Raw genomic sequence first — 21,229 nt, 5'->3', positions numbered from 1 at the left:
CGTGGAGGACGCCACCCCCCTCGCCCTGCTGGCGCTGAGCGCCTTCGGCTCGGCCACGTTGTTGCCCGGCTCGTCCGAGGCGGCGCTGCTGGCGCTGCTTGCGGCGGGTCATCCCGCGGGGCCGCTGGTTCTCGTGGCGACGGTTGGCAATGTCGCCGGCTCGCTGGTGAATTGGGGCCTCGGCCGCTACCTCATGCGGTTCCGCGACCGGTGGTGGTTTCCGGTGTCCGGGGCGACGCTGGCCCGCGCCGAGCGCGGCTACTGCCGCTACGGCCTGTGGTCGCTGCTCTTCGCCTGGGTGCCGGTGGTCGGCGATCCGCTGACGGTAGCGGCCGGGGCGCTGCGCGTCGGCTTCCTGCCCTTCCTGCTGCTGGTTGGCGCGGGCAAGGCGGGGCGCTATCTGGTGCTCGCGGCGGGCTTTCAGGCGGTGGCCGGTTGACAGGAACCGCACCCGGCCCGATAGAGCCGGCACCAGCCACCGGAGGCCCCGATGCCCGACCTCTCCCGCGTCCTGCCCGAGGCGCATATCCCCGAGCTTCCGAACCCCTATTACGGCAAGGTTCGCGACTGCTACGACCTGCCCGACGGGCGGCGCATCCTGATCTCGTCCGACCGGATCTCGGCCTTCGACCGCATCCTCGCCGCGATCCCGTGGAAGGGTCAGGTGCTGACCCAGACCGCGCGCTACTGGTTCGATGCGACGGCGGACATTTGCCCGAACCACGTCCTCGCCTATCCCGATCCGAACGTGGTGATCGGCAAGCGCCTGACTATCCTGCCGGTCGAGGTCGTGGTGCGCGGCTATCTGGCGGGCACCACCGGCACCTCGATCCTGACGCTCTACAAGCAGGGCCAGCGCGAGATGTATGGCCACCGCCTGCCCGACGGGTTGAAGGACAATCAGGCGCTGCCGCAGCCGATCATCACCCCGACCTCGAAGGCGTTCGACGGTGGCCATGACGAACCGCTGACGGCCGCCGAGATCGTGGGCCAGGGGCTGCTGACGCAGGCGCAATGGGACGAGGTGTCGGAAAAGGCGCTCGCGCTCTTTGCCCGCGGGCAGAAGATGGCGGCCGAGCGCGGGCTGATCCTCGTCGACACCAAGTACGAATTTGGCACCGACGAGGCGGGCAACATCCTGATCGCGGACGAGATCCACACGCCGGACTCGAGCCGCTACTGGATCGCCGAGGGCTATGAGCAGGCGTTCCGCGACGGCTCCCGCCCGCCGTCGTTCGACAAGGACGTGATCCGCGCCTGGGTCGCCGCGCGCTGCGACCCCTACGCCGACGAGATCCCCGAGATCCCGGCCGAGATGATCGCGAAGACCTCGGCGGTCTATATCGAGGCCTACGAGACCATCACCGGCCGCCGGTTCGAGCCCGACATGTCGGGCGAGACCCCGCTGGCGCGTATCCGGGCCAACCTCGGCCCCTATTTCACGACCTGACCGGAGGTCCCATGATCCTGTGCTGCGGAGAAGCCCTGATCGACATGCTGCCGCGCGAGACCGCGGCGGGTGAGGCCGCCTTCGCCCCCCATGCGGGCGGCGCGGTGTTCAACACGGCCATTGCACTCGGCCGGTTAGGCGCGCCGGCGGGGTTCTTCTCGGGCCTCTCGAACGACCTCTTCGGGATGCAGCTTGCCGACACGCTGGCGGCAAGCCAGGTCGATACCTCGCTCTGCGCGCGGTCGGACCGGCCCACCACGCTCGCCTTCGTGCGGCTGACGGGCGGCCAGGCAACCTACACCTTCTACGACGAGAACACCGCCGGCCGCATGCTCGCCCCCGCCGATCTCCCGGCGCTGCCCGAGACGGTCAGCACGCTGTTCCTCGGCGGCATCTCTCTGGTCAACGAGCCTGCGGCCGCCACCTACGAGGCGCTGATGGCGCGCGAGGCGGCGACGCGGGTCACGATGCTCGATCCGAACATCCGTCCCGGCTTCATCACGGATGCCGCCAGCTACCGCGCCCGGATCGGGCGGATGATCGCGCTTGCCGACATCGTGAAGCTCTCCGACGAGGATCTGCACTGGCTGGAGGGCGAAGGCGACCTCGTGACGCTGGCCCGCGGGATCCTGGCGCGCGGCCCGCACCTCGTGCTGATCACCGAAGGCGCGAAGGGCGCGCGGGCCGTCACCGCCACGCAGGACCGCTTCTCCGCGGCCACGCCCGTGAGGGTGGCCGATACCGTGGGTGCGGGCGACACGTTCAACGCAGGCGCCCTTGCCGCGCTGCACGAGGCCGGCGCGCTGAGCAAGGCGACGCTTGCCGCCTTGCCGGATGACGTTCTGGACGCGGCGCTGTCGCTCGGCACCCGCGCGGCCGCCGTCACCGTCTCGCGGCCGGGCGCCAACCCGCCCTGGGCGGACGAGCTCTGATGCGGGCGCTTGTCCAGCGGGTCGCCCATGCCTCGGTCGTGGTCGAGAGCGAGACGGTGGGCGAGATCGGCCCGGGACTGCTGATCCTTGTCTGCGCCATGCAGGGCGACGGCGAAGCCGAGGCCGACACCCTTGCCGCCAAGATCGCCAAGCTGCGGATCTTCAAGGACGAAGGTGGAAAGATGAACCGCTCGGTCCGGGACACCGGCGGCTCGGCCCTCGTCGTCAGCCAGTTCACGCTGGCCGCCGACACGAGCCGCGGAAACCGGCCCGGCTTCTCGACCGCCGCCGCGCCGGACGAGGGCGAGCGGCTTTACGAGTATTTCGCCACCCGCATGCAGGCGGAGGGCGTGCCCACTGCCAAGGGTCGGTTCGGCGCGGACATGAAGGTGAGCCTGCTGAACGACGGCCCGGTGACGATCTGGCTGGAAAGCTGATCGCACGATGCATAGGGCCGGGCGACGCCGGCTCCCTCGGACCGGATTCAGGCTCCGTTGAAATACCGCCTCAGGCCCATTCCCAGGGCCGCGTGAACTCGCCCAGCACGCGGGCGAGCTTGTCCTCGTCCACCTCGCCCGTCCGCTCCAGCCGGGCGACGAGGCCGCGCTTGCGGTCCTCGACCACCTCGGCCACCCGCGCCTCGATCCCGGCCGTCTCCATCGCCGCGTCATAGACCCGGGCGATGGCGCGACGGCGCAGGTCCGGCTTGAAGATCTTGCCCACGGCGGTCTTGGGCAGTTCCGGCAGGATCTCCACGTATTTCGGCACTGCCGCACGCTCGTGGATGCGGTCGCGGGCGTGATCGAGCAGTTCCGCCTCGGTCACCTCGGCGCCCGCGACCAGTTCGACATAGGCGCAGGGCAGTTCGCCCGCGAAGGCGTCGGGCTGGCCGATCGCGCCGACGAAGCTGACCGCCGGATGGCTGATCAGCGCGTCCTCGATCTCGGCCGGATCGATGTTGTGACCGCCCCGGATGATCAGGTCCTTCGCCCGCCCGGTGATGAACAGGTAGCCATCCGCGTCGATCCGGCCGAGATCGCCGGTGCGCAGGAACCGGTCTTCGGCAAAAAGGCCGTGATTCTTGTCCTCCTCGGTATAGGTCGAGCCTTCGAAGACGCCGGGATTGGCGACGCAGATCTCGCCCACCTCATCCACCCCGCATTCCTTCAGCACATGGCCGTTGCCGTTGGAATGCAGGATGCGGATGTGGGTGTGCGGAAACGGCAGGCCGACCGAACCGATCTTCTTCGCGCCTTCCGGCGGGTTGACCGAGACGAGGCAGGTGCATTCGGTCAGGCCGTAGCCCTCGACGATCTGCACTCCCGTCGCCTTCTCGAAGCGGTTGAAGAGTTCGACCGGCAGCGGAGCCGAACCCGAGAAGGCCCCACGCAGCGAGCTGACGTCGGCGTCGATCGGCCGCTGCATCAGGGCGGCCAGCGCGGTGGGCACGGTCACGAGATAGGTGCAGCGCCAGCGCTCGATCAGTTTCCAGAGGTTGTCGAACACCCCCTCGCCGCGGTAGCCGGCGGGCGTGGGAAACACCACATGCGAGCCGCTTGCGATCATCGACATCAGGATCGGATAGGCCGCGAAGACATGGAACAGCGGCAGCGGGCACATCACCGTGTCCGAGGGGCGGAACAGCAGCCGCTGCCCGCACCAGCCATTGTAGATCATGCCCGAGACCTTGTGCTGCGCCACCTTCGGCATGCCGGTCGTGCCGCCGGTGTGGAAATAGGCAGCGACCCGGTCCTCCTCGGGGTCGGCGAAGCTCAGTGTCCCGGGCTGCCGCGCCACCTCGGCCGCGAAGGACAGGACGCGCGCACTGTGGCGGACGGGGTTCTTCGGCCGGATCAGTGGCACGATCAGGCTTTTCGGCGGCCCGAGGTAGCGCAGCAGGTCGACCTCGAGCACGGTATCGACCTGCGGCGCGTGGCGCACCGCCTCGGCGACCTTCTGCGCCACATCGGTCTTCGGGAAGGCGCGCAGCGTCACCACCACCTTCGCCTTGGTCTCGCGCAGGATCGCGGCGATCTGGTCCGCCTCGAGCAAGGGGTTGATCGGGTTGACGATCCCGGCCACGGCCCCGGCAAGCAGCGTCACCACCGTCTCGGTCGCATTCGGCAGAACGAAGGCCACCACGTCCTTCGGCCCGACGCCGAGGCTGCGGAACAGGTTGGCGGCCTGCGTCACCCGGCGGTGCAGCTCGCCCCAGGTCAGGGTCTCGGCCCGGCTGCGGGGGCCGGACAGCAACTGGAAGCTGATCGCGGGCCGGTCGGCATGGTAGACCGCCGCCCGGCCAAGGAAGCGATGCATGGTCCGCGGGTTGGCGAGATCCGCCCATGCCCCTTCGGCCTCGATCGCCTTCAGATCGGCGGCGCAGGCGAAACTCCCCATTCTTTCCTCCTCCCGGTCTCCCGTTGCTCCGGGGACCCTCTTGTTCTTGAGAAGAACGATGGGGTGTTTCGTCGCGGACGGCAAGGCGCCGGCCCGCGACAAACGCAACGTCAGACGAGGCCGTCGGTGAACTGGAGCCGGGCAAGCCGGGCGTAAAGCCCATCCTCGGCCACCAGCTGGTCATGCGTGCCGGTGGCGACGATGCGGCCCTGATCGAAGACCACGATGCGGTCGGCGCGCTTCACGGTCGCCAGCCGGTGCGCGACGACCAGCGTCGTGCGGTCATGCGCCATGGCCTCGACGGCCGTCTGCACCGCGCGCTCGCTTTCGGCATCCAGCGCCGAGGTCGCCTCGTCCAGCAGCAGGATCTTCGCGCCCCGCAGGATCGCGCGGGCCAGCGCCACGCGCTGCTTCTGCCCGCCCGAGAGCATGACGCCACGCTCGCCCACATAGGTCTCGTAGCCCTGCGGCAGGATCGACAGGAAGTCATGCGCCGCGGCGGCGCGGGCGGCGTCCTCGACCTCGGCATCCGTGGCGTCGGGGCGGCCGAAGCGGATGTTCTCGCGCGCGGAGGTGGCGAAGATCACCGGGTCCTGCGGCACCAGCGCGATGGCGCGGCGGAAGTCGTCGCGGGCCATGTCGCGCAGGTCGATGCCGTCGATCTTCACCGAGCCGTGCTGGGGATCGTAGAAGCGCTGGAGGAGTTGCAGGATCGTGGTCTTGCCCGCGCCCGATGGGCCGACCAGCGCCACCGTCTCGCCCGGATTGACCACCAGATCGACTCCGGCCAGCGCCGAGACCTCGGGCCGCGCGGGATAGCGGAAGCGCACGTCCTCGAACCGGATTTCGCCGCGCACCGGGCGCGGCAGCGGCACCGGCCGGGCCGGGTCCCGCACCGGGTCGTCGGCATTGAGCAGCTCGTTCAGCCGCTCGGTCGCGCCGGCGGCGCGCTGAAGCTCGCTCCAGATTTCCGAGAGCGCGCCGACCGATCCCGCCACCATCACGGCATAGATCAGGAACTGCACCATCTCGCCCGGCGTCATGTCGCCCGAGCGCACGTCCCGCGCGCCCACCCACAGCACGCCCACGATGCCGGTGAAGACGAGGAAGATCACGATCACCGTCATGATCGCCCGCGTGCCGATGCGCTCCTTCGCCGACAGGAACGACTTCTCGGTCACCTCGCCGAAGCGGTCGCGCGACTGGCGCTCGTGGGTGAAGGCCTGCACCGTCTGCACCGACAGCAGCGCCTCGGAGGCGTCGCCCGAGGATTGCGCGATCCAGTCCTGGTTCTCGCGCGAGAGGCGCCGCAGCTTGCGGCCGAGGATCACGATCGGCACCACCACCAGCGGCACGATCAGCAGCACGAGGCCGGTGAGCTTGGTCGAGGTGAACAGCAGCAGCACCAGCCCGCCCAGCAGGATCAGGAGGTTGCGCAGCGCCACCGAGACCGAGGATCCGATCACCGACAGGATCAGCGTGGTGTCCGTGGTCAGGCGCGACAACACCTCGCCGGTCATGATGCGCTCGAAGAAGGCGGGGCTCATGCCCATCATCCGGTCGAAAAGCGCGCGGCGGATGTCGGCCACCACGCGCTCGCCGAGCCGCGTGACGAGGTAGTAGCGCAGCCCCGTCCCAAGCGCGAGGGCGGCAGCGATGAACAGGGCGGCGGCGAAATATTCGTCCAGCAGCGCCGCGTTGTTCTCCATGAACCCGTCGACGATGCGGCGCACGGTGACCGGCAGGATCAGGCTGATCACGGCGGTCAGCACCAGCGCGCCGAGCGCGCCGAAGGTCAGCTTGCGGTAGGGCGCGAGGAAGGGGACAAGGCCGCGCAGCGCGCCCATGCGTTTCGACGTCGGACGATCCTCGAGCTGGGTCGTGGGTTTCCGTGCCATGCGTCCCGTCCTCCTGTTGTCGGGCCGTGGTTTAGGGCGCAAAGCGCCTCGCGGCAAGCGCGGGCTTTAACCTCTCGCAAAGCTGTGCAAGGCTCTCGCCCGACCAGACGCGACGGAAGCGAGACATGCCGCAGTTCTTCACCGCCAGCGACGGCGCCCGCCTCGCCTTCACCGACGAGGGCGAAGGGCTGCCGCTGCTCTGCCTCGCGGGCCTGACCCGGACGGGGGCGGACTTCGACTATCTCAGGCCGCACCTGCCCGCGGGCATCCGCCTGATCCGCCCGGACTACCGCGGCCGGGGCGCCTCGCCCTGGACCGGCAGCGCGACCTATACGGTCCCGCAGGAGGCGCGCGACGCGCTGGACCTGCTTGACCACCTTGGCGTTGACCGCGCGGCGATCCTTGGCACCTCGCGCGGGGGGATGATCGGAATGCTTCTCGCGGCGACGGCGAAGGACCGGCTGCGCGGCCTTTGCCTGAACGACGTGGGCCCGGTGATCGAGCGCTCGGGGCTGGAGCGGATCTTCAACTACGTCGGACGCAACCCCGCCCTCGGCAGCCATGCCGAGCTGGCGGCTGCCCTGCCCTGGCTGATGACCGGATTCGCCGGCGTGCCCGACGACCGCTGGATGGCCGAGGCGCGGCTGCACTACGCCGAGACGCCCGACGGGCTGCGGATCACCTATGACCCCGAACTGCGCGAGGCCTTCATCGCGGCCATGGGGGGCGAGCCGCCGGATCTCTGGCCGCTGTTCGACGCCTGCTCGGGGCTGCCGCTGGCGCTGATCCGGGGGGCGAACTCGGACCTGCTGTCGCCCGCCACCGTGGCCGAGATGCGGCGCCGCCGGCCCGACATGATCCTGACCGAGGTGCCGGGGCGCGCGCATATCCCCTTCCTCGACGAGCCGGAGAGCCTGCAGGCGATCCGCGCCTTCCTTTCGGCCGCCCAATGACGGACATCGCGATGATCGAGGCCGCGGCGGCGCGGCTTCAGGGCCATGCACGGCGGACACCGCTCCTGTCCTCGCCCTTCCTTGACGAGATCGCGGGCCGGCGCGTGCTGGTCAAGGCCGAGTGCCTGCAGCACACCGGATCGTTCAAGTTCCGCGGCGCCTGGTCGGCGCTCTCGGCGCTGGAGCCTGCCGCACGGGCGCGCGGCGTGATCGCGTTTTCCTCGGGAAATCATGCGCAGGGCGTGGCTTACGCGGCGAAGCTGCATGGCGTGCCGTCAGTCATCATCATGCCCGAGGACGCGCCGAAGCTGAAGATCGACAACACCCGGGCGCTGGGGGCCGAGGTGATCCTCTATGACCGGGTGACCGGCGACCGTGACGCGATCGGGGCGCGGCTGGCGGAGGAGCGCGGGCTGACGCTGATCCGACCCTTCGACGAGCCGCTGGTGATCGCGGGACAGGGCAGCGTCGGCCTCGAGATCGCCGAGCAGGCGGCCGAGGCAGGCATCACGCAGGCCGACGTGCTGACCTGTTGCGGCGGCGGGGGCCTGACCGCAGGCATCGCGCTGGCGCTCGAGTCGCGGGCGCCGGGCCTTCGGGTGCGCCCGGCCGAGCCTGCGGGCTTCGACGACACCGCCCGCAGCCTCGCCGCCGGCCGGATCCTGCGCAACGAGGCGCTTTCGGGGTCGATCTGCGACGCCATCGTCACCCCGGAACCGGGGCGGATCACCTTCCCGATCCTCGCCCGTCTCTGCGGCCCGGGCCTTGCCGTCACCGACGACGAGGCGCTGAGGGCCATCGCCCTGGCCTTCCTGCGGCTGAAGATCGTGCTGGAGCCGGGGGGTGCGGTGGCCCTTGCCGCGGCGCTGTTCCGGCCCGAGGCCATTGCGGGAGACGCCGTGATCTGCACCGCCTCGGGCGGGAACGTCGATCCGGCGCTTTTCGCCCATGCGCTGTCGCGCCTTGCCGACTGACCCCGCCATTCGCGCTTCGCGAACGGCAAGCCCTTGGGAAACCATGCAATGCCAGAGATCGAGTTCGCCGACCTCCGCCTGCACTACCGCGACGAGGGCACCGCCACGGGCGCGCCGGTCGTCTTCGCCCATGCGCTCGGCTCGGACCTGAGGATCTGGGACAACCTCATCCCGCTCTTGCCGCAGGAGCTTCGCCTCGTGCGCTACGACCTGCGCGGGCACGGGCTGTCGGAAGTGCCCGAGCCGCCCTATGCCATGGGCGCACTGATCCGCGACGCCGAGCGGCTGATGGATGCGCTGTCGCTGCGGGATGCGGTCTTCGTCGGTTGCTCGATCGGCGGCATGATCGCGCAAGGCATCGCGGTGAAACGCCTCGACCTGATCCGGGCGCTGGTGCTGTGCGACACGGCGGCGAAGATCGGCACGGCGGAACTCTGGCAGGACCGCATCGACCAGGCGCGCAGCTACGGCCTCGAATCGCTCGCCGATCCGACGATGAAGCGCTGGTTCCCGCCGGCGTTCCGCGCCAGCCCCGAGGGCCAGATCTGGCGCGAGCGGTTCATCGAGGGCAACCCGGACGGCTATGCCGGGGGCGCGGCGGCGATTGCGGGCACCGACTTCTATTCGACGACAGCGCGGCTGACGCTGCCGACGCTGGCGATCGTGGGTTCCGAGGACGGCTCCACCCCGCCCGATCTGGTGCGCGAGACGGCCGAGCTGATCAAGGGCAGCCGGTTCGAGATCATCCGCGGCGCGGGCCACGTCCCCTCGATCGACAAGCCGGCCGAGACGGCGGCGCTGATCACCGCGTTCCTCAAGTCCATCGGCCATGTCTGACTTCCTGCTGATCCACGGCTCGTGCCACGGTGCGTGGTGCTGGCGCGACGTGATCGCGGCCCTTCAGGCTGCAGGCCACCATGCCCGGGCCATCGACCTGCCCTCGCACGGCGCGGACCCGACGCCGATCGCCCAGGTCACGCTGGACCGCTATGCCGAGGCGATCCTTGCAGCCATCGAAGCGCCCGTGACGCTGGTCGGGCATTCCATGGCGGGCCTGCCGATCTCGGCCGCGGCCGAGAAGGCGCCGGAGAAGATCGCCCGGCTGATCTACCTCTGCGCATATGCGCCGCGCAGCGGCATGTCGGTCGCCTCGATGCGCCGCGCCGGGCCGCGCCAGCCCTTGCGCGACGCCATCGTGATCGCGCCGGACCGGCAGAGCTTCACCTTCGATCCCGCGCTGACCGCCGACCGGCTGTATCACGACTGCACCGAGGCGGCGCGCGCCTTTGCGGCCTCCCGCCTCGGCCCGCAGCCGATCCTGCCGCAGGAACAGCCCGTGACGCTGACCGCGCGCTACCATTCGGTGCCGAAGCACTACATCCGCTGCCTGCAGGACCGTGCGATCCCGCCGGAATATCAGGCAGCCATGACCGAGGGCTGGCCGGACGGCACCGTCTCGACCCTCGACGCTTCGCACTCGCCCTTCCTGAGCTGCCCGGAAGCCCTTGCGCGGCGGCTGATCGAGGTGGCGGCCTGACGCCCGGACCTCTGGCAAAAGGTCTCATCGACGTGGCCGCAAAACCGCTTTCCCGTGCACCGGGCCGCGGATAGGGTCGCGCGACCCCGACGCGGACCCATGATGCAAAGCCCCCGGCTCGCCCTCGCCTTCATCCTCATCACCGTCACGCTGGACGCCATCGGCATCGGCCTGATCTTCCCCGTCATGCCGGAGCTGATCCTCGAGGTGACGGGGCGGACGCTGTCCGAGGCGGCCGTCTGGGGCGGGCTCCTGTCCGCCTCGTTCGCGGTGATGCAGTTCCTGTTCGGGCCGACCATCGGCAGCCTGTCCGACCGGTTCGGGCGGCGGCCGATCCTGCTCGGCTCGCTGGTCATCATGTCCGCGACCTATCTGGCGATGGCGCTGGCGCCGACCATCACGATCCTGCTGGCGGCGCGGATCGTGGCGGGGATCGTCTCGGCGACCTATGCCACGGCATCGGCCTTCATCGCCGACGTGACCCCGCCCGAGGACCGCGGCAAGCGCTTCGCCCTGATCGGGGCAGGGTTCGGCATCGGCTTTGTTCTCGGGCCTGCGATGGGCGGGCTTCTGGCAGGGCTCGACATCCGTGCGCCCTTCTATGGCGCAGCGCTGATGGCGGTGCTGAACCTATGCCTCGGCAGCCTGATCCTGCCCGAGACCGTGACCGACGCGACCCGCCGCCCGTTCTCGCTGGCGCGGGCCAATCCGCTCGGCGCCTTCCGGGCGGTGGCGCATCTGCCGGGGCTGCGGCGGCCGCTGCTGGTCTTCCTGATCCTCGGCATCGCGATGAACGTCTATCCGGCGGTCTGGGCGTTCTACGGCCATGCGCAGTTCGGCTGGGGCGCGGGCATGGTCGGGGCCTCGCTCGCGCTTTACGGCATCAGCTTCGCGGTGGGTCAGGTGGCACTGGTGGGGCCTGCGATCCGCAAGCTGGGCGAGCATCGCACCGCGTTCTGGGGCATCTGGGTCGATATCGTGACGCTGGCGGTCTTCGGCTTCCTGACCTCGCCGCTCGGCGCGCTCGTCGTGATCCCGATCACCGCGCTCGGGGGCGTGGTGACGCCGGCGCTGCAGTCGATCCTGTCGCGCGGAACGCCCGCGGATGCGCAGGGAGAGCTGCAGGGCCTGCTCGCCTCGCTCAATGCCATCGCGATGATCGTCTCGCCGCTGGTGATGACGGCCGCCTTCCGGGCCTTCACCCACGAGGGCGCCCTGCTGCACCTGCCGGGGGCGCCCTTCCTGCTGGCCTCCGCGCTGATGGTTGCAGCCCTGCTGCTGCATGTCGGCAGACGCCGCGCCGCCTGACGTCCGGCGGAGGGTGGAGGGCGGAGGGCGTGACGCCCCCCGCCAGCGGTTCCTCAGGCGCTCTGGGTGGCCAGAACGCGCTCGGCCTCGCGGCCGTGCAGTTCCTGCAGGTGGTCAAACCGGCAGGTGTAGGTGCCGACGCCAAGGCTCTGCGAGCGGATCTCGACGATCAGGCCATGGGTCTCGCCCTGCGGCATCAACGCCTGCACGTCGTCCCAGCCTGGCCAGCCGGGCTTCGCGTCAAAGCCCAGAAGCTGCCCGCGCCGCCCCGTCACGATGCGCTGCACCTTCGGCGTGAACTCGGACGGGACCGAGATCGTCACGGCGAGCACAGGCTCGAGCAGGACCGGGCCGCAGCCGGGCATCGCCTCGGACATGCCCTTCTGCGCGGCCTTCTGGAACGCCATGTCCGAGCTGTCGACCGTGTGATAGCTGCCGTCGGTCAGGGTGACCGCGACATCGACCACCACATGACCCAGCGGCCCCTTGGCGAGATACCCCTGCACGCCCTTCTCGACCGCCGGGATGTAGTTCTTCGGCACCACGCCGCCGGTGATGCGCTCGTCGAAGACGAAGCCCTCGCCGCGCGGCAACGGCCTGATCTCCAGATGGACATCGGCGAACTCGCCATGCCCGCCGGACTGCTTCTTGTGCCGGGCGTGGATGGTCGCAGGCTTGGTGATCGTCTCGCGATAGGGGATCGCGGGCTTCGTCGCGGCGACGCCGAGGCCATATTCGTTCTTCATTCGCGACAGCGCGATCTGCAGCTGCACCTCGCCCTGCCCGCTCAGGACCATCTCGCCCGTCTCGGCCAGATGGCCCGAGGTGATCGAGGGATCCTCCTCCGCCAGCCGCGTCAGCGCGGCGGCGAGCTTCACGTCGTCCGCCTGCTTCTCGGCGCGGATCGCCACCGCATGAAGCGGCGCGGGGGGCACCGGCCAGTCGGCCTCGGCGACGCCCTGTTCGGTGAGGAGATCCCCGGTCGCCGCCCCCGCCATCCGGCCAAGCGAGACGACCTCGCCCGCCACGGCCGATCCCTTGGCCGTGGTCTTGCGGCCCATCAGCGCGCTCACCGAGCCGACGCGGTCCTGACCGAGCGTCATCCCGTCCCTCACCTCGCCCGACCAGACGCGGACCCAGGACATCTTGCCCGACTGGCCGGCGTAGACCGTCTTGAACACCTGTGCCATCGTGCCCTTCGCCTCGATCCCGAGCCGATCTGCGGTGGCCGCGGCGTCGGGCGCCTCGTGGCGCAGCGCCTTCAGGAGCCGGCGGATGCCGTTCTCGTTCTCGGCCGAGCCGAAGAACACCGGCACGATCAGGTCCTTCTGCAGGTCGCGGGTCAGGTTCTCGTAGATCTCGCTGGTCGAGGGCACCACGTCGTCGAGCAGTTCCGACATCAGCGCGTCGTCGAAATCCGCCAGCGCCTCGAGCAGGCTCGCGCGGGCCTCGCCCTCGACTTCCTTCAGCGCGTCCGGCAGCGCCACCATGTCCGAGGGCTTGTGCGGGTTCCAGCGCCAGGCGCGCTCGCTCACCAGATCCACCATGCCGGTGACCTTGCCCGCCGCATCGCGGATCGGGATCTCGCGCAGCACCAGCGGCCGGCCCGAGACCGCCTGCAACGCCTCGAACGTGCCGCGGGCGGTGGCCTCGGGCAGGTCCATCTTGTTGATGTAGACGAGGTGCGGAATGTTGCGGTCGTCGAGGAAGCGAAGGAGGGGCGAGAGCGTCACGGCGCGTTCCGGCAGCGGCTCGGCCACCACCACCACGATGTCCGCGACCATCATCGCGCATTGCGCGTCATAGGTCAGTTCGACCGAGCCAGGGCAGTCGATCAGCGTCCAGGGCTCGCCGAGGTAGTCGAAGTTCGCCACCGACAGCTCGGTGCTCATCTGGCGGGCGCGCGCTTCGGGCGCCGCATCGCCCACCGTGTTGCCGTCCTTGACAGCGCCGCGCCGGTCGATGGCGCCCGCAGCGAACAGCAGATCCTCGAAGAGGGTCGTCTTGCCGCAGGTGTAGCTGCCGACCAGTGCGGCGCAGCGAGGGCCTGATGGTTGATGGCTCATGGATCGTTCTCCCATCGCACAATCCGGTGGCGGAGGGGCGCGAATGCGCCTCTCCCCGGCTCAGTGTGCTGCTTTGCCGGAAATCTGACCAGTGTTTCGTGGTCTGCCTGAGCGAATTGCTCCACCCGCCCTGCCCGGCCCGCCTTGACCTGAATCAATGGAAACCGTGCAAGCGGGTGGCCTTCCCTCGGAGGGCGGGGTTTCCTATAAGACGGCGACCGGAAAGGAGCCCTCCATGCGCAAGGCCGAGATCACCCGCAAGACCGCCGAGACCGAGATTTCGGTGGCGGTGAACCTCGACGGCACCGGGACCTACGACGTGAAGACCGGGGTGGGCTTCTTCGACCACATGGTGGACCAGTTGGCCAGGCATTCGCTGATCGACATCACCCTGCGCTGCGAGGGTGACCTGCACATCGACGACCACCACACGGTCGAGGATTGCGGCATCGCGCTCGGCCAGGCGCTGACGAAGGCCTTGGGCGACAAGCGCGGCATCCGGCGTTACGGCAGCTTCCACCTCGCGATGGACGATGCGCTGGTGCGCTCGGCGCTCGATCTCTCGGGGCGGCCCTACCTCATCTGCAATCTGCCCTTCCCGACGCAGAAGATCGGCACCTTCGACACCGAACTCGTGCGCGAGTTCTTCCAGGCGCTCTCGACGCACGGGGGGATCACGCTCCACATCGACATGATCCACGGCCTGAACAGCCACCACATCGCCGAGGCCGCCTTCAAGGCCGTGGCCCGCGCCCTGCGCGAGGCGGTGGAGCCCGACCCGCGGCGCGCCGACGCCATCCCCTCGACGAAGGGCATGCTCTGATGCTGACGGTTCTGGTCGATTACGACAGCGGCAACCTGCACTCGGCCGAGAAGGCGTTCCAGCGCATGGCGGCCGAGGTAGGCGGCGGGCAGGTGTTGGTCTCGGACAAGCCCGAGGATGTGGCGCGCGCCGACCGGATCGTGCTGCCGGGCGACGGCGCCTTCCCGGCCTGCCGCCGGGCGCTCGGCAGCTACGGCGGCCTCTTCGAGGCGATCGAGGAGTCGGTGACGCATCGCGCGCGTCCCTTCCTCGGGATCTGCATCGGGATGCAGATGCTGGCGACGAAGGGGCTGGAATACGAGGAGACGCCCGGCTTCGGCTGGATCGACGGCGAGGTGGTGCGGATCGAGCCGCAGGCGGCGCATCTCAAGGTGCCGCACATGGGCTGGAACGACCTGATCATCGATCACCCGCATCCGGTGCTGGAGGGGATCTCGACGGGCGATCACGCCTACTTCGTGCATTCCTACCATTTCCGCGTGAAGCATGACCACGACCGGCTGGCCCATGTCGACTACGGCGCGGCGATCACCGCCATCGTCGGCCGCGAGAACATGGTGGGCGCGCAGTTCCACCCGGAGAAGAGCCAGACCACGGGCCTCCGCCTGATCGCGAACTTCCTGCGCTGGAAACCCTGATTCCGGTCGCTCCGGAACGGGCGCAACAGCGCCCTGACGGCTGCTGCTCGCATCAACCCTGACGGGCGCCAAGGCCGCAGGGACTGCGCGAGGCCGGGCGCTTGGAATTTCCCGCGTCCCGTGCCAGAAGCCGCCAAAGCCAGAGACCGGAGAGCGCCATGATCCTTTATCCCGCCATCGACCTGAAGGACGGCCAGTGCGTCCGCCTGCTGCGCGGCGAGATGGAGGCCGCCACGGTCTTTGGCGACGATCCGGCGGCGCAGGCGGCCTCGTTCGAGGCGGCGGGCTGCGAATGGCTGCATCTCGTCGATCTGAACGGCGCCTTCGCCGGGCATCCGGTGAACGCGGCGGCGGTCGAGGCGATCCTTGCCCGCGTGAAGGTTCCGACGCAGCTCGGCGGCGGCATCCGCGACATGGCGACCATCGAGGGCTGGCTGGCCAAGGGCCTTTCCCGCGTGATCCTCGGGACCGTTGCGGTCGAGAACCCGGCCCTCGTACGCGAGGCGGCGCGGGCCTTCCCCGGAAAGGTTGCCGTCGGCATCGACGCTCGCAAGGGCCGCGTCGCGACGAAGGGCTGGGCCACGGAAACCGACGTGATGGCGACCGATCTTGCGCAGTCCTTCGAGGATGCGGGCGTGGCCGCGATCATCTACACCGACATCGACCGTGACGGCGCCATGGCGGGGCCGAACATCGACGCCACCGACGCCCTCGCCCGCGCCGTCTCGATCCCGGTCATCGCCTCGGGCGGGGTCTCCTCGATGGCCGACCTGATTGCCCTGCGCGACACGGGCAGCATCGCGGGCGCCATCTCGGGCCGGGCGCTCTATGACGGGGCCATCGACCTCACGGCGGCGCTGGCGGCGCTGCGCGGCTGAAAGGACTTCCGTCAGGGGCCGGCCGGCGCTAGGACGTCCGCAACGTCCCGCTTCCGGACGCCCGCAGGAGAACGACCATGCTCAAGACCCGCATCATCCCCTGCCTCGACGTGGCCGACGGTCGCGTGGTCAAGGGCGTGAACTTCGTCGACCTGCGCGACGCGGGCGACCCGGTCGAGGCCGCGCGCGCCTATGACGCGGCGGGGGCGGACGAGCTGTGCTTCCTCGACATCCACGCCACGCACGAGAACCGCGGCACGATGTACGACCTCGTGACGCGCACGGCCGAGCAGTGCTTCATGCCGCTGACGGTGGGCGGCGGCGTCCGGACGCACCAGGACGTGCGGGCGCTGCTGCTGGCGGGTGCGGACAAGGTCAGCTTCAACTCGGCCGCCGTCGCCGATCCGAATGTGGTCGCCGAGGCCGCCGACCGCTTCGGCAGCCAGTGCATCGTGGTGGCGATCGACGCCAAGACCGTCGCGCCGGGCCGATGGGAGATCTTCACCCACGGTGGGCGCCGCGCCACCGGCATCGACGCGGTGGAGTTCGCGTGCGAGGTGGCGGGCAAGGGCGCGGGTGAGATCCTGCTGACCTCGATGGACCGCGACGGCACGCGCTCGGGCTTCAACCTCCCGCTGACGCGCGCGATCTCGGACGCCGTGGCGATCCCGGTGATCGCGAGCGGCGGCGTCGGCACACTCGATCATCTGGTGGAGGGCGTGACAGAGGGCGGCGCGAGTGCGGTCCTCGCCGCCTCGATCTTCCATTTCGGCGAGTTCACCATCGGCGAAGCCAAGGCCCACATGGCCGCGGCCGGCATTCCCGTGAGGCTGGCATGACCGTCCTCGACCGCCTTGCCGCCACCGTCGCGGCCCGCAAGGGCGCCGATCCCGACAGTTCCTGGACCGCGAAGCTTCTCGCCAAGGGTCCGGAGAAATGCGCCGAGAAGTTCGGCGAGGAAGCCGTCGAGGCGATCATCGAGGCCGTAAAGGGCGACCGCGTCCGCCTCGCCTCGGAAGCCGCGGACGTGCTCTATCACCTGCTGGTGATGCTGGCGGCGCGGGACGTGGCGCTGGCCGATGTCTATGCCGAACTCGAGAAGCGCGAGGGCACCTCGGGCATCGCCGAGAAGGCCGCCCGCGGCTAGAGACCGAGCCGCGGGATCTCGATCGCCGGGCAGCGGTCCTGCACCACCGCAATGCCCTTGGCTTCGGCCATCTCCGCAGCCCCGGCACTCGTCACGCCCAGCTGCATCCAGACGGTGCGAAGATCCGGCAGATGCTCGAGCGCCTGGCGCACCACCTCCGGCACATGTTCGGACCGGCGGAAGATGTCGATCATGTCCACCCCTTCGTCCGCCAGCGCGGCGAGATCGGCGCGGACGACCTCGCCCAGCGCCTCGCGGCCCGCCTGCCCCGGGTTCACCGCGATGACACGGTAGCCCGCAGCTTTCAGGAAGGCAGCCACGCCGTGACTGGGCCGCGCGGGGTTCGGTGACCAGCCGACGACGGCGATGGTTCGCGTCTCGCGCAGGATGCGGCGGATCGTCTCGTGATCCATGTGGCCTTCCCGAAAAAAAAGCGCCCTGACCAAACGGCCGGGCGCTAGTGCGGAACGAGGGACAGTGAAGGTAGAACGGGGGTTCCGGCCCCGCTCCTCCTGTAACATGGGAGCCACAAGGCGGAAGAAAAGTGGCAGTCGCGCATCCGTGAAGAATTTATCGCGTCGCGGCAGCGTAGAGCGCCACCGCAGCCGCGTTCGAGACGTTGAGCGAGCCGAATCCTCCCGCGGAGGGGATGCGCACCAGCAGGTCGCACGTCTCGCGCGTCTTCTCGCGCAAGCCCGGCCCTTCGGCGCCGAGGACGAGGGCGACCGGCCGGCTGCCCGCCTGCGCCAGCCCATCGGCCAGCGTCATCTCCGCCTCGCCCTCAAGGCCGAGCAACAGGTAGCCCATCGCCTTCAGCGCCTCCATCGTGTCGGAGAGGTTGCCGACGCGCAGGTAAGGCTGCCGCTCGAGCGCGCCGCTCGCCGTCTTGGCGAGCGCGCCGGTCTCGGGGGCAGAATGGCGCTGCGGCGCGATCACCGCACGCGCGCCGAAGACCTCGGCCGAGCGCAGCACGGCGCCCACGTTGTGCGGATCGGTCACCCGGTCGAGCAGCACGACCAGCGGCGCGCCCTCTCCCGAGACGGCCACATCCTCGAGCCGGCCCCAGTCAAGCGGCTTGGCCTCTAGCGCGGCCCCCTGGTGCACGCTGCCCTCGTCGATCGGCACGTCGAACTTGCGGGGATCGACGATCTCCGGCTCAATCCCGCCCGCCGCCACGGCCTCACCCAGACGGTCGGCGGCATTCTTGGTCAGGACCAGCCGCAGCTTCTTGCGCGCCGGGTTCATCAGCGCGTCGCGAACCGCGTGGATGCCGAACAGCCAGACGGTCTCCTGCGCGGCGGTGCGGCGGGCGCGCTCCTTGTCGATCACCCAGGCGGGCTTCACCGGTTTCGGCATCGGTCTCTCCTGAAAAACGGAGGCGACAATGATCCCGCCGCCCTCGCTGCGCAAGGCGAAAGAAATGCTGCGATTGTCCCTTGACCCTCCCCGGACCCTCGGATAATCAGCCCGCCAGTGGGCGACGTGCTGCAAGGTGCGGCAGCGGACTGTAACTCCGCCGAGGCGACTCATGCCTGGTTCGATTCCAGGGTCGCCCACCATCTTCCTGACAGATCAGAAGATTAACCCCGCCGCTCGCTGCGGCGGGCGACCGGTTCGGGATGTCAGTCCGCCGGGACTGCCGCCGGCGCCGGGGCCTGCGGACGACGCAGCAGCAGGCCAAGCGGAAGCGCCGCAAGGGTGATGAGCATCATCAGCCGGAAATCGTCCACATAGGCGATCATCGCCGCCTGCTGCGTCACCACCCGGTCGATGACCGAAAGCGGCAGCGCGGCCCCCTGCGCGGCCTCGGGCGACAGTTGCCAGAGCTGCGGGTTGCCGGCCGAGACATGGGCGCCCAACTCGGCATGGTTGATCTGCGTGTTGTGCGTGAGCATCACCGTCACCATCGAGATCCCCACCGACGAGCCGATGTTGCGCACCAGCGAAAAGAGACTTGTGGCGTCGGCCCGGAAGCGCGGGTCGATGGTGGCGAAGGCCACGGTGGAGAGCGGCACGAACACCAGCCCCAATCCCAGCCCCTGCACAACGCCCGACAGCACGATGGGCGTTCTGTCCATCTGAGGGCTGAACCCGGTCATCATGTGCAGCGAGACCGCCGTCAGCGACAGGCCCATCGTCACCAGAATGCGCGCATCGACCAGCCGCAGGAGCCTGCCCGCCAGCAGCATCGCGATCATCGTGCCGATGCCGCGCGGGGCCATTACCATGCCGGTGGTGATCACGGGATAGCCGAAGATGTGCGACAGCATCGGGGGCAGCAGCGCAAGGCTTGCCAGCAGGATGATGCCCACGACGAAGATGAAGACGAGCCCGGTGGCAAAGTTGCGGTCGGCGAACATCGCCGCATCCAGGAACGGCTTGTCGGTGCTCAGGATATGGATGACGAAGACCCAGAAGCCGGTCAGCATCAGGAACAGGTAGATCCAGGTCTCCAGCGCCGCGAACCATTCGACCTCGGCGCCGCGATCCAGCATCAGCTGCAGCGAGCCGAGCGCGATGGCGAGCATCGCAAAGCCGAAGAAGTCGAAGCGCCGGATCACCCGGCCGGCCCGCGGCAGCCAGGCCACGCAGCCGAGGAAGGCCACGATCCCCAGCGGCAGGTTGATGAAGAACACCCAGCGCCAGTTCCAGCTTTCGGTCAGCCAGCCGCCGAGCGTCGGGCCGATGATCGGCCCCACCATGATGCCCGCGCCCCAGACCGCCATCGCCTGCCCCGCCTTCTCGCGCGGGTTGATGTCGAGCAGGAAGGTCTGCGACAGCGGCACGATGGCCGCGCCGAAGATGCCCTGCAACAGGCGGAAACCCACCATCGACGGCAGGCTCCACGCCATGCCGCAGGCCATCGAGGCCAGCGTGAACCCGACGATGGAGGCCAGGAACAGCTCGCGCTTGCCGATGCGGTCGGCAAGCCAGCCGGTGACCGGTGTCATGATGGCGGCGGCCACGATGTAGGAGGTCAGCACCCAGTTGATCGTGTCGGCCGAAGCGTCGAGATCGCCGGTCATCGACGGCAGCGCCACGTTGGCGATCGTGGTGTCGAGCACCTGCATGATCGTGGCCAGCATGATCATGGCGGTGATCAGCCCGCGGTGCTCCACGGGCGGCTTCGGCGGTGGGGTCATGGCGCCCTCGGATCAGTCGGCGGTGGCGGCGAAGCTGGCCAGCCCCGGGATGTGACGGACCCGGCCCGTGTCGACCGTGACTTCGGCCGACAGGCCCGAGGCGAGGCCCGACAGGTCCGCGCCCTCCTCCAGCCGCAGGCGGACCGGCACCCGCTGCGTGACCTTCACCCAATTGCCGGTCGCGTTCTGCGCCGGCAGCAGCGAGAACTCCGACCCGGTGCCGGCGCCGATTGCCTCGACGACCGCCGCCACCGGGCGATCTGGGCGGACATCGAACCGCACCTCGGCCGCCTGACCGGCCTCGAGGCCGGCAAGTTGCGTCTCCTTGAAGTTCGCGTCGATCCAGGCGTCGCCGGTCTCGACCAGCGAGAAGAGGGGCTGTCCCGCCGTCACCAGCTCTCCCGCCTTGAACGAGGCCGCCTGATAGACCACCCCGTCCGCCGGCGCCCGCACCTCGGTCAGCGACAGCTTGTAGGCAGCTTCGTCGCGCGCGGCGAGCGCGGCCAGAACCGTCGGATGCGAGTCCACCGCGACCTCCGGATCGCCCCCAAGTGCCGCGAGCGCACTCGCAGTGGCCTGCCGCGCCACGGTCAGCAGCTCGTTGGCCCGCAGCGCCTCGTGCCGGGCATCGTCCAGCGCGGTCGTGGCGGCCACGCCCTTGCGCGACAGCGCCGCCTGCCGGGCGAGTTCGGAGGTCTGATAGGCGGCATCGTCGGCGGCCAGCTTCTCCTGCGCGACCGCCTGCGCATGGGCGACCTTCAACTGCTCGACCTGCAGCCGCGCCGAGGCGACGGCGGCCTCGGCCCGCGCAAGCGCAAGCCGCCACGGCTCGGGATCGACCTGAAACATCAGCTCTCCCCGCTTCACGGGGCGGTTGTCGGCGATCGCCACCCGCGTCACGCGGCCCGAAACCTCGGAGGAGACCGCGATCACGGCCTGATGCAGATAGGCGTTGTCGGTGGTCTCGTAGCGACCGCCGGTCACCCACCAGCCGCCCGCGCCAAGCAGCAGGCCGGCAGGAAGGGCGGCCATCAGCAGGATGCGCCGCACCCTGCGGGCCCGGGATGCCGGGCCGGATGCCGCGG

Annotated in this window: 21 protein-coding genes and 1 tRNA gene; 15 read left to right on the top strand and 7 right to left on the bottom strand. The window is 69.7% G+C overall.

Features of this window, described 5'->3' with window-relative positions:
• Position 1: 1 nt before the first annotated feature.
• Genes CK951_RS05080 through dtd form a run of 4 tightly spaced genes read left to right on the top strand, consistent with a single transcriptional unit; the run spans position 2 to position 2,819 of the window.
• Positions 2-439: a YqaA family protein gene (locus CK951_RS05080; protein WP_096785124.1), complete on the top strand. Its 438-nt coding sequence runs from the start codon at positions 2-4 to the stop codon at positions 437-439.
• Between the two features lie 51 nt (positions 440-490).
• Positions 491-1,450: a phosphoribosylaminoimidazolesuccinocarboxamide synthase gene (locus tag CK951_RS05075; RefSeq protein ID WP_096785123.1), complete on the top strand. Its 960-nt coding sequence runs from the start codon at positions 491-493 to the stop codon at positions 1,448-1,450.
• Between the two features lie 11 nt (positions 1,451-1,461).
• Positions 1,462-2,382: a carbohydrate kinase gene (locus CK951_RS05070; RefSeq protein WP_096785122.1), complete on the top strand. Its 921-nt coding sequence runs from the start codon at positions 1,462-1,464 to the stop codon at positions 2,380-2,382.
• Positions 2,382-2,819, top strand: coding sequence for a D-aminoacyl-tRNA deacylase (gene dtd / locus CK951_RS05065; RefSeq protein ID WP_096785121.1), 438 nt, complete (start codon positions 2,382-2,384; stop codon positions 2,817-2,819). The genes CK951_RS05070 and dtd overlap by 1 nt, the downstream gene beginning before the upstream one ends.
• 70 nt (positions 2,820-2,889) lie before the next feature.
• Here dtd and CK951_RS05060 read toward each other — a convergent pair whose 3' ends face one another.
• A complete protein-coding gene (locus CK951_RS05060) occupies positions 2,890-4,779 on the bottom strand; it encodes an acyl-CoA synthetase (protein ID WP_096785120.1) in 1,890 nt (629 codons plus the stop codon).
• A 110-nt stretch (positions 4,780-4,889) separates the two neighbouring features.
• Positions 4,890-6,677, bottom strand: a complete 1,788-nt coding sequence (locus CK951_RS05055; protein WP_198402405.1) for an ABC transporter transmembrane domain-containing protein — start codon at positions 6,675-6,677, stop codon at positions 4,890-4,892.
• A 125-nt stretch (positions 6,678-6,802) separates the two neighbouring features.
• Here CK951_RS05055 and CK951_RS05050 point away from each other — a divergent pair, with 125 nt between their 5' ends.
• The 5 genes from CK951_RS05050 (at position 6,803) to CK951_RS05030 (ending at position 11,449) form a co-directional block, all read left to right on the top strand.
• Positions 6,803-7,630, top strand: a complete 828-nt coding sequence (locus tag CK951_RS05050; protein WP_096785119.1) for an alpha/beta fold hydrolase — start codon at positions 6,803-6,805, stop codon at positions 7,628-7,630.
• The gene (locus tag CK951_RS05045) at positions 7,627-8,604 is read left to right on the top strand and encodes a threonine/serine dehydratase (protein ID WP_096785118.1); all 978 of its coding nucleotides are present in this window, start codon (positions 7,627-7,629) and stop codon (positions 8,602-8,604) included. The genes CK951_RS05050 and CK951_RS05045 overlap by 4 nt, the downstream gene beginning before the upstream one ends.
• Before the next feature lie 48 nt (positions 8,605-8,652).
• Positions 8,653-9,441 (top strand): 3-oxoadipate enol-lactonase, encoded by a 789-nt coding sequence (gene pcaD / locus CK951_RS05040; RefSeq protein WP_096785117.1) that lies wholly within the window; start codon positions 8,653-8,655, stop codon positions 9,439-9,441.
• Positions 9,434-10,141 (top strand): alpha/beta fold hydrolase, encoded by a 708-nt coding sequence (locus tag CK951_RS05035; protein WP_096785116.1) that lies wholly within the window; start codon positions 9,434-9,436, stop codon positions 10,139-10,141. The genes pcaD and CK951_RS05035 overlap by 8 nt, the downstream gene beginning before the upstream one ends.
• A 102-nt stretch (positions 10,142-10,243) precedes the next feature.
• Positions 10,244-11,449, top strand: a complete 1,206-nt coding sequence (locus CK951_RS05030; RefSeq protein ID WP_096787164.1) for a TCR/Tet family MFS transporter — start codon at positions 10,244-10,246, stop codon at positions 11,447-11,449.
• 53 nt (positions 11,450-11,502) lie between these two features.
• Here the strand turns inward: CK951_RS05030 and CK951_RS05025 are convergent, their stop codons facing one another.
• The gene (locus CK951_RS05025; RefSeq protein ID WP_096785115.1) at positions 11,503-13,515 is read right to left on the bottom strand and encodes an elongation factor G; all 2,013 of its coding nucleotides are present in this window, start codon (positions 13,513-13,515) and stop codon (positions 11,503-11,505) included.
• Positions 13,516-13,750: 235 nt separating this feature from the next.
• Between CK951_RS05025 and hisB the strand changes: the two genes are divergently transcribed.
• The 5 genes from hisB to CK951_RS05000 all read left to right on the top strand — a co-directional run bounded on the left by hisB (position 13,751) and on the right by CK951_RS05000 (position 17,001).
• Complete coding sequence (gene hisB / locus CK951_RS05020) at positions 13,751-14,338, top strand: imidazoleglycerol-phosphate dehydratase HisB (RefSeq protein ID WP_096785114.1); 588 nt, start codon at positions 13,751-13,753, stop codon at positions 14,336-14,338.
• The gene (gene hisH / locus CK951_RS05015) at positions 14,338-14,976 is read left to right on the top strand and encodes an imidazole glycerol phosphate synthase subunit HisH (RefSeq protein ID WP_096785113.1); all 639 of its coding nucleotides are present in this window, start codon (positions 14,338-14,340) and stop codon (positions 14,974-14,976) included. Before hisB ends, hisH begins: the two co-directional genes overlap by 1 nt.
• Before the next feature lie 158 nt (positions 14,977-15,134).
• Positions 15,135-15,854 carry a 1-(5-phosphoribosyl)-5-[(5-phosphoribosylamino)methylideneamino]imidazole-4-carboxamide isomerase gene (gene hisA / locus CK951_RS05010; protein ID WP_096785112.1) on the top strand — a complete coding sequence of 240 codons (720 nt, stop codon included), beginning with the start codon at positions 15,135-15,137 and terminating at the stop codon, positions 15,852-15,854.
• A gap of 77 nt (positions 15,855-15,931) precedes the next feature.
• Positions 15,932-16,693: an imidazole glycerol phosphate synthase subunit HisF gene (gene hisF / locus CK951_RS05005; RefSeq protein WP_096785111.1), complete on the top strand. Its 762-nt coding sequence runs from the start codon at positions 15,932-15,934 to the stop codon at positions 16,691-16,693.
• A complete protein-coding gene (locus tag CK951_RS05000; protein ID WP_096785110.1) occupies positions 16,690-17,001 on the top strand; it encodes a phosphoribosyl-ATP diphosphatase in 312 nt (103 codons plus the stop codon). The genes hisF and CK951_RS05000 overlap by 4 nt, the downstream gene beginning before the upstream one ends.
• Here the strand turns inward: CK951_RS05000 and CK951_RS04995 are convergent.
• Complete coding sequence (locus CK951_RS04995; RefSeq protein WP_096785109.1) at positions 16,998-17,414, bottom strand: CoA-binding protein; 417 nt, start codon at positions 17,412-17,414, stop codon at positions 16,998-17,000. The genes CK951_RS05000 and CK951_RS04995 overlap by 4 nt on opposite strands.
• A gap of 157 nt (positions 17,415-17,571) precedes the next feature.
• A complete protein-coding gene (gene rlmB / locus CK951_RS04990; protein WP_096785108.1) occupies positions 17,572-18,357 on the bottom strand; it encodes a 23S rRNA (guanosine(2251)-2'-O)-methyltransferase RlmB in 786 nt (261 codons plus the stop codon).
• Between the two features lie 119 nt (positions 18,358-18,476).
• On the opposite strand from rlmB, the gene CK951_RS04985 reads away from it, so the two are divergent.
• Positions 18,477-18,560, top strand: a tRNA-Tyr gene (locus CK951_RS04985).
• A gap of 63 nt (positions 18,561-18,623) precedes the next feature.
• Here the strand turns inward: CK951_RS04985 and CK951_RS04980 are convergent.
• A complete protein-coding gene (locus CK951_RS04980) occupies positions 18,624-20,144 on the bottom strand; it encodes a DHA2 family efflux MFS transporter permease subunit (RefSeq protein WP_096785107.1) in 1,521 nt (506 codons plus the stop codon).
• Positions 20,145-20,156: 12 nt separating this feature from the next.
• Positions 20,157-21,176 carry an HlyD family secretion protein gene (locus tag CK951_RS04975; protein WP_232520680.1) on the bottom strand — a complete coding sequence of 340 codons (1,020 nt, stop codon included), beginning with the start codon at positions 21,174-21,176 and terminating at the stop codon, positions 20,157-20,159.
• Between the last annotated feature and the right edge of the window lie 53 nt (positions 21,177-21,229).

It is taken from the genome of Rhodobacter sp. CZR27 (assembly GCF_002407205.1).
Taxonomy (GTDB): Bacteria; Pseudomonadota; Alphaproteobacteria; order Rhodobacterales; family Rhodobacteraceae; genus Cereibacter_A.
The sequence above is the reverse complement of the archived record's forward strand: the minus strand, read 5'-3'. Positions and strand labels throughout refer to the sequence as shown.

Bases quoted from the DNA above. Each gene is read 5' to 3' on its own strand.
- CK951_RS05060 (WP_096785120.1), bottom strand. From the start codon at position 4,779: ATGGGGAGTTTCGCCTGCGCCGCCGATCTGAAGGCGATCGAGGCCGAA.
- CK951_RS05070 (WP_096785122.1), top strand. From the start codon at position 1,462: ATGATCCTGTGCTGCGGAGAAGCCCTGATCGACATGCTGCCGCGCGAG.
- CK951_RS04995 (WP_096785109.1), bottom strand. From the start codon at position 17,414: ATGGATCACGAGACGATCCGCCGCATCCTGCGCGAGACGCGAACCATC.
- CK951_RS05075 (WP_096785123.1), top strand. From the start codon at position 491: ATGCCCGACCTCTCCCGCGTCCTGCCCGAGGCGCATATCCCCGAGCTT.
- hisF (WP_096785111.1), top strand. From the start codon at position 15,932: ATGCTCAAGACCCGCATCATCCCCTGCCTCGACGTGGCCGACGGTCGC.
- CK951_RS05035 (WP_096785116.1), top strand. From the start codon at position 9,434: ATGTCTGACTTCCTGCTGATCCACGGCTCGTGCCACGGTGCGTGGTGC.
- CK951_RS05055 (WP_198402405.1), bottom strand. From the start codon at position 6,677: ATGGCACGGAAACCCACGACCCAGCTCGAGGATCGTCCGACGTCGAAA.
- dtd (WP_096785121.1), top strand. From the start codon at position 2,382: ATGCGGGCGCTTGTCCAGCGGGTCGCCCATGCCTCGGTCGTGGTCGAG.
- CK951_RS05025 (WP_096785115.1), bottom strand. From the start codon at position 13,515: ATGAGCCATCAACCATCAGGCCCTCGCTGCGCCGCACTGGTCGGCAGC.
- pcaD (WP_096785117.1), top strand. From the start codon at position 8,653: ATGCCAGAGATCGAGTTCGCCGACCTCCGCCTGCACTACCGCGACGAG.
- hisA (WP_096785112.1), top strand. From the start codon at position 15,135: ATGATCCTTTATCCCGCCATCGACCTGAAGGACGGCCAGTGCGTCCGC.
- rlmB (WP_096785108.1), bottom strand. From the start codon at position 18,357: ATGCCGAAACCGGTGAAGCCCGCCTGGGTGATCGACAAGGAGCGCGCC.
- CK951_RS05045 (WP_096785118.1), top strand. From the start codon at position 7,627: ATGACGGACATCGCGATGATCGAGGCCGCGGCGGCGCGGCTTCAGGGC.
- CK951_RS04975 (WP_232520680.1), bottom strand. From the start codon at position 21,176: ATGGCCGCCCTTCCTGCCGGCCTGCTGCTTGGCGCGGGCGGCTGGTGG.
- CK951_RS05000 (WP_096785110.1), top strand. From the start codon at position 16,690: ATGACCGTCCTCGACCGCCTTGCCGCCACCGTCGCGGCCCGCAAGGGC.
- CK951_RS04980 (WP_096785107.1), bottom strand. From the start codon at position 20,144: ATGACCCCACCGCCGAAGCCGCCCGTGGAGCACCGCGGGCTGATCACC.
- CK951_RS05030 (WP_096787164.1), top strand. From the start codon at position 10,244: ATGCAAAGCCCCCGGCTCGCCCTCGCCTTCATCCTCATCACCGTCACG.
- CK951_RS05050 (WP_096785119.1), top strand. From the start codon at position 6,803: ATGCCGCAGTTCTTCACCGCCAGCGACGGCGCCCGCCTCGCCTTCACC.
- hisH (WP_096785113.1), top strand. From the start codon at position 14,338: ATGCTGACGGTTCTGGTCGATTACGACAGCGGCAACCTGCACTCGGCC.
- hisB (WP_096785114.1), top strand. From the start codon at position 13,751: ATGCGCAAGGCCGAGATCACCCGCAAGACCGCCGAGACCGAGATTTCG.